This window comes from Methanosphaera sp. ISO3-F5, assembly GCF_034480035.2.
In the GTDB taxonomy this organism is placed as follows: Archaea; Methanobacteriota; Methanobacteria; order Methanobacteriales; family Methanobacteriaceae; genus Methanosphaera.
This window is the reverse complement of record NZ_CP118753.2, coordinates 1,947,264-1,960,306: the sequence shown is the minus strand read 5'-3', so window position 1 is coordinate 1,960,306 and position 13,043 is coordinate 1,947,264. Positions and strand designations below refer to the sequence as shown.

13 protein-coding genes are annotated in these 13,043 nt (G+C 34.2%); 6 read left to right on the top strand and 7 right to left on the bottom strand.

Going from position 1 to position 13,043, the window contains the following annotated elements; genetic code table 11:
- Positions 1-17: 17 nt before the first annotated feature.
- From PXD04_RS20235 to ftsZ, 4 genes are all read right to left on the bottom strand, one after another.
- Positions 18-500, bottom strand: a complete 483-nt coding sequence (locus PXD04_RS20235) for a 50S ribosomal protein L11 (RefSeq protein WP_323736617.1) — start codon at positions 498-500, stop codon at positions 18-20.
- A complete protein-coding gene (locus tag PXD04_RS20230; RefSeq protein WP_323736616.1) occupies positions 500-943 on the bottom strand; it encodes a transcription elongation factor Spt5 in 444 nt (147 codons plus the stop codon). Before PXD04_RS20230 ends, PXD04_RS20235 begins: the two co-directional genes overlap by 1 nt.
- Positions 944-1,056: 113 nt before the next feature.
- Positions 1,057-1,242, bottom strand: coding sequence for a protein translocase SEC61 complex subunit gamma (locus PXD04_RS20225; RefSeq protein ID WP_323736615.1), 186 nt, complete (start codon positions 1,240-1,242; stop codon positions 1,057-1,059).
- A gap of 180 nt (positions 1,243-1,422) precedes the next feature.
- On the bottom strand, positions 1,423-2,568 hold the full coding sequence (ftsZ, locus tag PXD04_RS20220) for a cell division protein FtsZ (RefSeq protein ID WP_323736614.1): 1,146 nt from the start codon (positions 2,566-2,568) through the stop codon (positions 1,423-1,425).
- Between the two features lie 406 nt (positions 2,569-2,974).
- Here ftsZ and comA point away from each other — a divergent pair, with 406 nt between their 5' ends.
- The 5 genes from comA (at position 2,975) to PXD04_RS20195 (ending at position 6,583) form a co-directional block, all read left to right on the top strand.
- On the top strand, positions 2,975-3,733 hold the full coding sequence (comA, locus tag PXD04_RS20215; protein ID WP_323736613.1) for a phosphosulfolactate synthase: 759 nt from the start codon (positions 2,975-2,977) through the stop codon (positions 3,731-3,733).
- Positions 3,734-3,793: 60 nt separating this feature from the next.
- Positions 3,794-4,633, top strand: coding sequence for a coenzyme F420-0:L-glutamate ligase (locus tag PXD04_RS20210; RefSeq protein ID WP_323736612.1), 840 nt, complete (start codon positions 3,794-3,796; stop codon positions 4,631-4,633).
- A gap of 186 nt (positions 4,634-4,819) precedes the next feature.
- Positions 4,820-5,362: a transcription factor E gene (tfe, locus tag PXD04_RS20205; protein WP_323736611.1), complete on the top strand. Its 543-nt coding sequence runs from the start codon at positions 4,820-4,822 to the stop codon at positions 5,360-5,362.
- A 61-nt stretch (positions 5,363-5,423) separates the two neighbouring features.
- Entirely contained in the window at positions 5,424-5,927 is a 504-nt protein-coding gene (locus PXD04_RS20200; RefSeq protein WP_323736610.1) for a TIGR00295 family protein, read from the top strand.
- Positions 5,924-6,583, top strand: a complete 660-nt coding sequence (locus PXD04_RS20195) for a TfuA-related McrA-glycine thioamidation protein (protein WP_323736609.1) — start codon at positions 5,924-5,926, stop codon at positions 6,581-6,583. The genes PXD04_RS20200 and PXD04_RS20195 overlap by 4 nt, the downstream gene beginning before the upstream one ends.
- A gap of 75 nt (positions 6,584-6,658) precedes the next feature.
- Here the strand turns inward: PXD04_RS20195 and PXD04_RS20190 are convergent, their stop codons facing one another.
- Positions 6,659-7,495, bottom strand: coding sequence for a CBS domain-containing protein (locus PXD04_RS20190; RefSeq protein ID WP_323736608.1), 837 nt, complete (start codon positions 7,493-7,495; stop codon positions 6,659-6,661).
- Positions 7,496-8,580: 1,085 nt separating this feature from the next.
- Positions 8,581-8,934: a hypothetical protein gene (locus tag PXD04_RS23465; protein ID WP_323737488.1), complete on the bottom strand. Its 354-nt coding sequence runs from the start codon at positions 8,932-8,934 to the stop codon at positions 8,581-8,583.
- A 122-nt stretch (positions 8,935-9,056) separates the two neighbouring features.
- On the opposite strand from PXD04_RS23465, the gene PXD04_RS20175 reads away from it, so the two are divergent.
- Positions 9,057-9,938, top strand: coding sequence for a type II CAAX endopeptidase family protein (locus PXD04_RS20175; RefSeq protein WP_323736607.1), 882 nt, complete (start codon positions 9,057-9,059; stop codon positions 9,936-9,938).
- A gap of 186 nt (positions 9,939-10,124) precedes the next feature.
- Here PXD04_RS20175 and ltrA read toward each other — a convergent pair whose 3' ends face one another.
- The gene (gene ltrA / locus PXD04_RS20170; RefSeq protein ID WP_323737487.1) at positions 10,125-11,651 is read right to left on the bottom strand and encodes a group II intron reverse transcriptase/maturase; all 1,527 of its coding nucleotides are present in this window, start codon (positions 11,649-11,651) and stop codon (positions 10,125-10,127) included.
- Positions 11,652-13,043: the final 1,392 nt, after the last annotated feature.

Below are 13,043 nucleotides of genomic sequence, written 5' to 3'. Positions count from 1 at the left end.
GATTCTATGAATTGTATTTATTGGTTAAATACGTCGTCATAGTCACCATTGTCGATGTCTTTTTGGGTTTCACGACCGTCTTTACCTTCTACGTTAATTCCCATACTTACACATGTACCGACTACTTCTTTAGTTGCATGTTTGTAATCGTTTGCAAGTAAGTCATCGAATTTCATTCTTGCAACTTTAAATGCTTGTTCAACTGTGAAATCAGCTGCTACTTCTGTACCTGGTTCGTGTGATCCACCGGATATGCCTAGTTCGTCTATAACTAGTGCTGTGGTTGGTGGTGTACCTATGGATATTTCGAAGTCTTTTGTATCCATGTCTGCGGTTATTTTGACTGGTACTTTCATTCCGCTGAAATCAGCAGTTTTTTTGTTGATTTCTTCAACAACTTGCATCATATTAATACCTAATGGACCTATAGCTGGACCTAATGGTGGTCCTGGTGTGGCTTTTCCACCTTCCACTAGGATTTCAATAGTTTGACTAGCCACTATTCAGCCTCCCTTTGTATTAATCTGATTTGGTCACCCTTCACGGTAACTGGTATTGGTACTGCTGCTTCGATTAATTCGAGCACAACATCCTCTTTTGTTTCGTCTATTCTGACTACTTTTGCTTTTTCGTCCTTGAATGGTCCTGATGTTAATTCTACAATGCTTCCTTTTTGGATGTTGGACATTGCTGGTTCAGGGTTCAAGAATTTTTGAAGCTCTTCAAAAGCCATGTCACCTTCGACTAAACCCCTCAAGTTAGGAACTTTAAGTGCAGGATGCCTCATATCTAATGTTTCTGTGGATTCGACAAAAATGTATCCTTGCATTCCTTCGGGTGATAAAATTGCTTTTATTCCGAGGTCTTCGTACTTTACACTTTGTGCTAGTAGGCTGGCTACATTTTTTTCTTGTCCTATTGCTGCTCTCATTGCGTAAAACATATTTTCACTTTCATCATTGTATTTTAAGATGTGTTCATCTTATCTTCTTCTAAATATTAAAAGATAATATTTGTTTTTCTTTTTTATTTTTTGGATGGTTTGTTAAATAATATCTAAGAGTAGAATAATAGTTGTGATATTAAAGCTATTATGAATCCTATTACACCGATGATGATGATTCCTATTCCCGTTACTTTTGCTACGGTTTTGTATTCTTCAGCATCTGGTTTTTTTGAGACTCTTAGTACTCTTTCGCATTGTTTTAAAAAACCATTAATAGATTCTTTGTTTATATTCATATTACTACCTGCATTAAAATTTCAAAAATGAGAAAATTTAAAACCTAAGATAGGGATCAAATATATATATTTATTTTAGTATTAATAAAGCTTTGGTTTTTAGAGTAATTTTTTTTAAAATAAGTTTGATGGAGAATAAAAAAAGAATTGAAAAATAGTGATGTATCCTAATGATCATTGTTAGAATACGTCATCTATGAATCCTTCGAGGTCATCACTAGGTGTTGAGGTTTCTTCGCCACGAGTTCTTTCTTTGTATGAATCGTCGCCTCCAGGCATGCCTTGTGCTGTTACTCCTGCAACAACAATGGTTGTTCTTACTGTGCTTGCAAGATCGTCCTGTATCTGTGTACCCCATATGATGTTTGCTTCTGGGTCAAGTTCGTCTGCGACAATTTGCACAATTTTTTCTGCTTCGTTGAGTGTTAGGTCGCTGCTACCACTGATGTTTACAAGTGCACTTTTTGCTGTGGATATGTCTAGGTCTAGTAGTGGGCTGTTTAATGCTTCGTTTACGGATTCGATTGCTCTGTCTCCAGTATCTGATTCACCCATACCAATCATTGCCATTCCACTGTTTTGCATTACGCTTTTTATATCTGCGAAGTCTAAACTGATTAATCCTGGTTTTGTGATTAATTCTGTGATTCCTTTTACTGCTCTTCCTAGTAATTCATCTGATACCATGAATGCTTTGTTTATTGGTAGGCTTGGTGCTACTTCTAGGAGTTTGTCGTTTGGAATTACGAGTACTGTGTCTGCTGCTTCTTGTAGTTTTTCAAGACCTTTTTCAGCGTTTTCTCTTCTTTTTATTCCTTCGGCACTGAATGGTAATGTTACTACTGCTATTGTTAGTGCTCCAGCTTTTTGTGCTATTCTACTTACTACTGGTGCTGATCCGGTTCCTGTTCCTCCCCCGAGTCCACAGGTTACGAATACCATGTCTGCTCCGTCGATTTTCTTTTTGATTACTTCTTCGCTTTCTTCTGCACTTGCTTCTCCGACGTCAGGGATTCCTCCTGCTCCTAGTCCGCGGCAGGTTTCTTTTCCTATTAGTATTTTGTCGTTGGATTTTGAGAAGAATAGGTCTTGTGCATCTGTGTTTATGGATATTGTTTCTGCACCTTCGATTCCTATTTCACCTAATCTTGAAATTGTATTGTTTCCTGCTCCACCTGCACCTATTACAAAGATTTTTGTTCTGCTTTGGTTTATTAGGTCAACTAATTCTCCGTTTATGTCGTCTAAACTTGCATTAGTAAGATCTGGTACTTCTGGAGTTTTATCTTTTGAATCTTTTAAGCTATCGTTAATTAGAGATTTCACTTAACACCCTCACTATTAGTATATTGCGATTAATAACAGTTATTAGTAGTTATTATAATTTATTAGTATGTTCATTATTGAATTAATCTTTTAAAAATCAAATTAAAGTTAATTTATTATTGAATAACCATTATTTTTGGTAAATGTTAATGTTTGGAATAATTGAGTCAATAACAAACATATTAGTCAATAATAGCTTATATGATTAACTTTTTAATTTAATCTTAGAACATTTTTCTTAAATAACTTTATATTATTATATTTCTATGTTTTACAAAATATATAAAGTTGCTTTTTTTTAGGGTATGATTACTTCTGCTATAATATATTTAAGGTGTTATGAAAATTATAATATTGTTGAAATGTAGATTATTATATAATTAGAATTATATAGGACTGAATAATAATGAGAGCATTTAATTTTCTAGACAAGTTTGATAGTATTGACGCTGACACGATGGTTATTGATAAGGGTTTAGGTCCGGAGTATGTTGAGGATTTTCTCAGAGTAAATGGTGATTATTTTAATTTCATAAAGTATGGTTGGGGTACTTCCATATTGTATGATGACAGTATAATTAAACAGAAGAATGAATTATATGATTCTTATGGTATTAAGAGTTATACTGGTGGAACATTATTTGAGTTAGCTAATTCCAAGAATAGTGTTGATGAGTTTTTTAGTGAAGCTGATAGGCTTGGTTTTAGTGCTGTGGAGATTTCTGATGGTTCTACTGTGATACCTGCTGATGTTAGAAGTGAGTTTATTGGTATGGCTAAGGATTTGGGTTTTTTTACTCTGAGTGAGATTGGTAAGAAGAATCCTGAGAAGGATCATGAGTATTCTACTGGTGACCGTATTAGTTTAATTAATGCTGATTTGGATAGTGGTTCTGATATGGTTATTATTGAGGGTCGTGAAAGTGGTAAGAATATTGGTATTTATGATGATAAGGGTAATGTTCGTCTTGATGATTTGAAGGAGATTTCGGGTAGTGTTGATGGTGACCGTATTATGTGGGAGGCTCCTAATAAGAATCAGCAGATTGATTTAATTCTTAATCTTGGTAATGATGTTAATATTGGTAATGTTAATACTAATGATGTTATCTCCCTGGAGACTCTTAGGCGGGGTTTACGTGGTGATACTTTAGGAAAAGTTTAATCTTAGGTTATACGCCTATTTTTTTTTTATTATTATATTTTTTTTTGTGTATTGATTGTTATGAGTTTTATGTGCATTCCCGTGTTTTGTGATTATATCCGTATTGGTGAAGGTTATGAAAAGTTAGTGGAGTCTATTGGTGGTGTTGCCGTTGATGGTGATATTGTAGTTATTAGTGAGACTCCTATTTCTATTCTTGAGGGTAGTGTTGTTGATGAGAGCAGGTATGATTATGGGATTATGGGTTTTTTGATTGCTGAGGTTTGGTGCAAGTTTTTTTGGGGTTATGTTATGGCATTGTTTAATTATAATAGTCGTACTATCAGTAATCTTAGGAAGATGCCTGTTGAGGCTCGTGTTCATAAGGAGTTTATTTTGAGGAATTTTGGTTTGAAGCATGCTTTGATGCCGAGTGGTGATGCTGGTGTTGATTTAAGTAATGTTCCTGGTGAGTTTGTTTCTTTATTGCCTAGGGATCCTGTTAAGAGTGCTTATCTTGTGAAGAGTATGGTTTTTGATAGGTTTGGTGTTGATGTTGATGTTTTAGTTATTGATACTGATCCAACGTATTGTTTTAGGGGTCGGTTGTTTACTAGTATTCCATTGTCTGTGGAGGGGATTGTTAATGATACTGGTGTTTTCGGTTATTTTTTAAGATTTTTTTCAGAGTATGCTGGTGCCACTCCTCTTGCATCTACACTCACGGAAGATGCACAAAGTCTCATCAAATATGCTAATCTTGCAGAGGAATGTCAAGAAAATAATTTGTCCAACTTTTTTGAAACAATATATAATATGACAGATACATTTGAAGCAGATTTTAATGAAGTATCAGATAAAATGCTCGAGGAAGTAAAACACATCCCCTCAGTAATAATAAGAAGTAAATATTTATACTAATAACTACATAATAACATATTACTTATCTACAAATAGACAATAACATAATAAACGGTTAAAATCAAACAATAAAAAAAAAAGATTATTAACCACACCCTATAACAAAAGACTATAAAACAACATAATCAATTTAAGTAAAATATGGTGAATATGTACATATTGTAGAGAATAATTAAGAGAGATATCATGGCTAGAAAAAAAATTATATACAATTTTGATTATGACTCTAAATTTTTAAATGAGAAAAACGTTAAAAGACTAGCATATGACGTTACACACGATGCTGACACTAGCGAAAAAATACTAGACTGCTTATTCACAGCAGAAGTTACCGACGAACAAATAGCAGAAGCAACAGGCATAAAACTAAACTTTGTCAGAAAAGTATTATACAAAATGTATGATGTCGGAATAGCAAACTACACAAGAAAAAAAGATCCAGAAACCCAATGGTTCACATACTACTGGAGATTTGATTCAAGAAAAGCAGCACAACTACTAGAAGAAGAATACAATCGTCATAACGAAGAAATACAAGAATCACTCGAATACGAAGAAAACAACATGTTCTTCGTCTGCCCAAACGGCTGCAGATACCCATTTGAAGAAGCAACAGACTACCAGTTCATATGTCCAAGATGTAATGAAAAACTAGAATTCAAAGACAACAGCGACGTAATCGAAGATTTAAAAAATTTAGAATCCTTCTACACAATAAATGAAGAATAAACTCCCCCCTCAACATACTATTTTTAACAACACATAAACAATTTTTTTGGAGAATAACCTAATGTCCCCAACAGACAAACTAATAGAAAACGTATACCAGGAACTAGAATGTACAGATTACATAATAGACCACTGCAAAGTAGTATACGAACGATCAAAAGACATAACAAAACACTACAAAAACATTGACCAAGACCTGATAAAAGCAGGATGCATGCTACACGACGTTGGACGAACAATAACAAACAACATAGAACACGCATACCTAGGAGCAGACCTGCTAAGAAACCTCCACATTGACGAAAGAATATGCCTAATCACAGAAAGACACATAGGCGCAGGAATAACCAGAGAAGAAGCAAAACAATTAGGACTACCAGACCGCAACTACATCCCCGAAACACTAGAAGAAAAAATAGTCGCACACGCCGACAACCTAGTACACGGCATAACCAAGGTAGACCTAGACTTCGTGATAAACAAATGGAACAACAAAAACATGAAACAAGAATCCATAAACATGCTGATAAACCTACACCAAGAACTACTAGGTGATACCCTATGAGTACCATAATATTCACAGGACTATCATTACCATTCAATGAAGCACAAAAGATTCTTGACGCAGAATACAAGCCACCAGTCAAACGAGGAGACATAGACAAACTACTAGACACACGTAACGACATAGAAATTATAGGAATAATAGACGGAGTATTCCATCAAAGCCCAGCCGTAAGCCATAAAGAAATACTACGAGCACTAAAAGAGAACATAACCGTTGTTGGAGGCTCAAGCATGGGCGCCCTACGTGCATGTGAACTATACCCATACGGCATGATAGGAATAGGCAACATATACGAAGACTATAAAAATGGAGTAATAGAATCAGATGACGATGTAGCAGTAAGCTTAAACCCAGAAACACTAGAACAAATGTCAGAATCACTAATCAACATAAGATACAACCTCACAGATGCCATGAACGATGGTGTTATAGAGGAACCGGATTTAAAAGAATTACTAGAAATAGCCAAAGAAACATATTATCCTAAACGATCATTCAAATACGTGATAAAAAAATCATCACTAGACGATAAAAAAAGCACTAAATTACTAAACTATATCCAAAAGAACAAATACGACATTAAAACATTAGACGCAAAAAAAGTTATAAAATACATAAAAAACCTAAAAGAACAAGAAAAACTGAGAAAATAAATTTAAACCCCAATAAAAAAAAGAAGTATTGTCAGGAAAAAATAGGTACAGTTGAGAAGAAAATACTTCCCAATTTTACCCTATCATAGCCCTCATTAAATCACTGGCCCTGATAAGTCCGATAGGTTCATCAGACATGTTTAAAACAGGAACCTGTTCAATATTATTTTTCTTTAAAATGTTTGCACATTCTTTAACTGATGTTTTACGTGTAACTGATATTAATTTTTCACCAGAAACATCCCGTACTAACTTATCTGAGAATTTAAGCTTATTCTTTAGGATGTACATTACACTCTGACTGTTCCAGGTCCATTTATCTCCTTCAGTACTTACTGAACTATTATGAATTTCCTGTTCACCAACTATTTGACTTTCATTGATAAAGTCAGTTTCAGTTAATATACCTGAAGCTTTACTTTCATCATTCAATGCTATTACTGATTTGAAATCAAAGTTGTGTGAAATTGAATATGCAACAGATAATGGAGTCTTATCCCATACTGTTGGTATATTACGTACCATATACTTTTCTACAGGTTCAGTGTTATTTATCTGCCATAATGCTTTGTTAATAATATCAGAGGATGTTACTATACCAACTAACTGGTTTTCTTCTGTTATAGGTACTCTTCTAATATTATTATTAATCATTTTATGAACTACTGAAATCACATCTTCATCTGGAGCTGCCGTTATAGGATTTCTTGTCATAACCATTGCTATTTGATCCTCATCAGGATTTTTTATTAAATCAGAACGTGTAAGTACTCCCACCAGTTCACCTGTTTGTTTTTTAACAATAGGAATTCCAGATATTTTCTTGTCTCTGAAAATTTCATATACAGTTTGTACTGATCCTGGCACTGATCCTGCTTGTACTTCTTCTGTCATGATCTCGCTTATTTCCATATTTGATCACCTTGTATTTGCTGTTATAAATGAATTAATTACTGAATAATTAATATGAATCTATTACTTTTCTTTTATTATTCGTAAATTATTTAATTATTTAATGATATGTTAGAAGTTATATAAAAATGTTAGAAAAAAATATATTTCAAATAAGTTAGAGAGGTTGCTCTCTCCTCCTCTCCTCAGAACCTTACGTGTCCGTTTCCAGACATACAGCTCAAACATATTAGTTATCTAAAGAAACTTCACTAGTTTCTTCAGCATAAATTATCCGCTATTGTATCCGATGTATGCTTCGAGTAACATAGTTCCAATTAATATTGGACCATTCTTCGTCGAGTTTATCTAATTATCGTGGACTGACACAAACCACTAGAGTTTCTACAGTTTTCTTCAACTGAAAATTGACTCATAATATCATCACACATCCCTATGAATACAAATCCTTTTAATAATCATATTATACACCTGTTGAAGTCAGCATATCCATCAAACAGTTACAATTTTGTTAAATTCCTGCCATCTTAACTACACACAATGGAATTAGCTTTCTCAACATCCCTTACCCAATAAAGTCTTAGAATTTCCTCACAGAAACCCCTACCAATAATAGTTATTAGACTTTACTGGACTTACCGAGTTCATCTTATGTTAGACACTACGACACAACTTAGGCTCTCCCAATACACCGACAGACATACAGGTAGTAATCAATAGACGTCCTTTTACACTTCGTCTAACCTGCCTACAATCTTCAACACATCCTTTAATCATCCTAACATGTTGGCCCACTACACGATGCTTATAAAAGTTCATTTAACATTAACCAAATTATTGGTCTTTCTCTCGCCCTCCATTCCATGGATACTAGGAATAAGATTAGGATTTACCTATCATGCAACCTACCCCCACAGTTACCAGTAACGCAGTTTCAAGGGAGAATAACCCATACAACAAGGTTAAAAGTATCCGTTCAAATAAATACTATACATACACACACCAAAAAAGAAAGAATTTAAGGTGCGAACAAAATTAAAGATGATTTCTCGTCGCACAAAAAAGAAAATGATTTAACATTAACGTTAACTACTGTACAAATCTGTGAATATCCAGGATGGATCATAAGCTATCACATATCCATCTTCACACCAGATTGCTCTGACATTACCTGAAGTTGTATCTGCTACTGCAGCAGGATCACGATTAATCCAGTTTCCCCCAGTATGTTTCTTATGTCTTAATCTTAATCTGATATGGCCAGTTCCAGAGACTCGGCATTTGACATGGACAAACTGCACATCATAACCTAATGATTTAGCTATTCTGTAATATACCTGTCCCCAGTCAACACAATTGGAAACTTTACTGGCTTTAGCATCTATTATTGTTTTCTTGTCTGTCTTTTGTGAATCGAAATACTTGAGATATAATTTAATATTTGGCAGTCACTGAAATTCTTGAAAAATCAGATTTTATCTAACGAATAATTTTCACAAAAACACCTATAAAACATATTATTCCTATAACATTATATGCAAATAAATAGAAATATGTACATATGACAGGTAAAGAGATTTCAGAATACATAACATTTCCAAAAACTTTTGAAAAATACAGATGGTACAAGCCAATACTAGTTTTCATAATAGGTACAATAATATTTTTAATACTCAACCTACTATTAATTGCCGTTTTCTATGCAATATGTGGAGAAAACATTATGGTCCAACTCCTGCATGGAGGATATGAAGTCATGAACTCCGAGATAGGCGAAATCTATTCTCATTTGGGAGTGGTCATCATGCTTCCATCTTTGTACCTTGCAAATAAAATTGTTAAGGATAGGCCGTTTTCCTCATACTCCTCTTCACGTGGAGGATGGAACACCCAACTCTATCTCAAGGCATTTATAATCCCGTTTATTTTATTCCTTGTCGTTGGAATTATTGAATCCATAATACTAGGTAATGGAGGAAATTATCATTTTACAATACTGTTATTTATAATCCTCCTAATTGTAGTGCCGCTACAATGTATTGCTGAAGAATACGTGTACCGTGGACTTCTTATGCAAACCTTAGGGTCATGGTTTAACATACCATTATTGGCAATCATTCTCCAAGCCATAATCTTTGGATTCACCCACGGATACAATGGTATAGGAAACATTGGGATAATAATTTCAGGTTTAGTAATGGGATTTTTAGCATGGAAAGCCAATGGTCTGGAAGTCAGTTCCGCATTCCATACTGCAAATAACTTATCCTTCAGCTTACTGGTCATGTTCGGAATTCAATCCTCAACCTCAACAATACAAATGGCTGATTTAATAATTTCAACCATGGGCTCTGTAATTTTCGGTATCTTACTTTATTACATCGGAAATAGAAGCAACTGGTTTGGCGAGATTCCGGAAACCCCTCAGGAGGATGATTCTTAAATTGAGATACATCATCCATCTTTTAATCGATGGCTTTGAATATAATTGTCGTAAGGATATTTTACTAGTTGTCTGATAAGTCGGAGTGATTGCTCACTCCTGTCAGATAAGATTGGAGGATTACTCCCCCATACTCTCTTTGGAACTGTACGTGTCTGTTTCCAGACATACAGCTCGAGCAAACTTTTATCCAAGATGTAAGGGCATATTCTTATATTTAAGATTTCTCATATTAAAATAATCTGATTTAGTAGCATCATAAGGACTATAATCATGTTTAATCATAATATGTCTCTTAATCTTAACCCAACTCATTTTAGCCAAACAAAGACCATCGTTAGGGCCAGTTAAAATCCAATTATCCCTATGTCTACCATCATTATAAGGTGGAAAGTATTTCTTCTTAATCCAACCCCAACTTTTATGTGGATGCAATCTTCTAAGAAATTTATAAGTCTTTTTCCAAATGTAATTATCCATTTTAGAAAATATACGACTAGAAATAAAGGGTTTCCAATAATTAGCCGTTCCTCGAATTAATGGATTAATAAAATTAATTAACGAATCAACATTATTACCATTCATAATTTTAAATCTTCGGTCAATTTCTTTCATAAATTTCTGAATACCACTTTTAGCTGGTTTGATAAGAGATTTAAATCCATTATGAGTTTTATGTCTTTTGAATTCAAAACCTAGAAAATCAAATCCATCATGAATATTTGTAATCTTCGTTTTATCTAAAGCAAGAGTTAAACCTCTGTCTTTAAGATAAGGTTGAAGAATATTATCTACTTCTAAAATATCTTCCTTATTTCTGGCAAATATCACAAAATCATCCGCATACCTAACAATTCGATATTTTCCTTTAGTTTCAAAGGATTCATATACTTTTCCATTTCGTATACTATTTCTTTTATGATAGGATATGTTTAAAATTTCTTCCATACCATGTAATGCAATATTTGCAAGCAATGGCGATAATAAGCCCCCTTGAGGTGTACCTTCATTAGTAGGATTAAATACTTTATTATCCACATATCCTGCTTTTAAAAATCGTTCAACAACTTTAACAAAGGGAAATCCCTTTATTTGTTTTAAAATGAAATCATGTGAAAGTGTATCGAAACAAGCTCGAAAATCTCCTTCAAATACCCAGTTCCATTTTCCATTTCTGATGTTATAAAAGATTCTTTCGGCAGCATCAAAAGTACCTCTTTTAGGTCTGAAACCATAACTAGTAGGCTCAAAATAAGCTTCTGCTTGTGGTTCAAGGGCCATACGAAGAATTTCTTGATATATTCTATCAACTATTGCAGGTATACCCAGTGAACGTAATTTACCATTCTTTTTAGGAATATAAGTACGATATGCGGGTTTAGGCCTATGTTTCTTAATATTCATTAACTTCATCGAATCAAAAAGTTCACCACGTGCTTCATCCGATAAAGCACGAAAATTATCAATTCCAGGTGTTCTTTTACCTTTATTAATCTGAGTAACTCTTTTAATAGCCATAAGTAACGCTGATTCACTATAAACTAACATTCGTTGCAAATCACGTACTTTATGAGAATTACCATTACGCTCGGCACGAAATATTCGCTTCTGTAATTTACTTACATACTTTTCAATCCTATTCCATTTAATACAAGACCAATCAGTAGTGTATGGAGTCGTGGACCTATAATTATTATTACAGGTGTTACTCATCATTATATTCACCATCCTTTCAGTAAATACTAAATAAAAACGCTTTATTCACGTGTTGTTCACCATTTGGAAGTCTGCCTTGTTTCCAAGTCCATCCATAAATTAAGGAATGGTATCCGTTCACAGTTCTAATTCCCTTTCTTTTCTGCTACCTTTCGGTTAATAACGGCATTAGCTTCCTCCAAAATCCTCTACATCCTATGGATTTAGGCTTCATTCACAATCCACTTACTCAAAAAAACTAATCTTTGAGACCATAAGAAGCTTACCAAGTTAATCTCCAGCCAGATACGAGTAAGTGCAGGTTCAGTCTATACCCCGATAAACATGTGGGTCGTATACAATTAAGTATGAGAGAAATACTTATTTCCTGTTTATAAGACAATTATATTTCCAAAAATCCTATTTAATAGGTATTATTCAAATTATTCAATTGTTATCTGTGACGAGGCTTACAACCATTCACTTTAAGTTAACCATTATTTTACTCTTCATTTAGCCCCCAAACATCCCTTTGAATATATAATATTTTGGAAAATAAGGATATTTGATTAGACTTTTCGTCATGCAACCTTCCAACCAATCACTCAATTAGAAGTTTCAGATAATGAAATCCCAATACGACTAGGATTAAAACAAGAACAATATCCTTGTTTCACTGACAACAATGGGAATTGGAGATCCTATCTTGTCGCACTCTCTCCTCAGAACCGTACGTGTCCGTTTCCAGACATACAGCTCAAGCATATTAGTTATCTAAAGAAACTTCACTAGTTTCTTCAGCATAAATTCTCCACTATTGTATCCGATGTATGCTTCGAGTAACATAGTTCCAATTAATATTGGACCATTCTTCGTCGAGTTTGTCTAATTATCGTGGACTGACACAAACCACTAGAGTTTCTACAGTTTTCTTCAACTGAAAATTGACTCATAATATCATCACACATCCCTATGAATACAAATCCGTTTTAATAATCATGTTATACACCTGTTGAAGTCAGCATATCCATCAAACAGTCGTAATTTTGTTAAATTCCTGCTGTCTCAACGACTCACGATGGCATTAGCTTTTCTCAACATCCCTTACCCAATAAAGTCTTAGAATTTCCTCACAGAAACCCCTACCAATAATAGTTATTAGACTTTACTGGACTTACCGAGTTTATCTTCTGTTAGACACTACGACACAACTTAGGCTCTCCCATTACACCGACAGACATACAGGTAGTAATCAATAGACGTCCTTTTTCACTTCGTCTAACCTGCCTACAATCTTCAACACATCCTTTAATCATCCTAACATGTTGGCCCACTTCACAATGCTTATAAAAGTTCATTTAACATTAACCCAACTATTGGTCTTTCTCTCGCCCTCCATTCCATGGATGC

Bases quoted from the DNA above. Each gene is read 5' to 3' on its own strand.
- PXD04_RS20190 (WP_323736608.1), bottom strand. From the start codon at position 7,495: ATGGAAATAAGCGAGATCATGACAGAAGAAGTACAAGCAGGATCAGTG.
- tfe (WP_323736611.1), top strand. From the start codon at position 4,820: ATGGCTAGAAAAAAAATTATATACAATTTTGATTATGACTCTAAATTT.
- PXD04_RS20225 (WP_323736615.1), bottom strand. From the start codon at position 1,242: ATGAATATAAACAAAGAATCTATTAATGGTTTTTTAAAACAATGCGAA.
- ltrA (WP_323737487.1), bottom strand. From the start codon at position 11,651: ATGAGTAACACCTGTAATAATAATTATAGGTCCACGACTCCATACACT.
- PXD04_RS20175 (WP_323736607.1), top strand. From the start codon at position 9,057: ATGACAGGTAAAGAGATTTCAGAATACATAACATTTCCAAAAACTTTT.
- comA (WP_323736613.1), top strand. From the start codon at position 2,975: ATGAGAGCATTTAATTTTCTAGACAAGTTTGATAGTATTGACGCTGAC.
- PXD04_RS20195 (WP_323736609.1), top strand. From the start codon at position 5,924: ATGAGTACCATAATATTCACAGGACTATCATTACCATTCAATGAAGCA.
- PXD04_RS20210 (WP_323736612.1), top strand. From the start codon at position 3,794: ATGAGTTTTATGTGCATTCCCGTGTTTTGTGATTATATCCGTATTGGT.
- PXD04_RS20200 (WP_323736610.1), top strand. From the start codon at position 5,424: ATGTCCCCAACAGACAAACTAATAGAAAACGTATACCAGGAACTAGAA.
- PXD04_RS20230 (WP_323736616.1), bottom strand. From the start codon at position 943: ATGTTTTACGCAATGAGAGCAGCAATAGGACAAGAAAAAAATGTAGCC.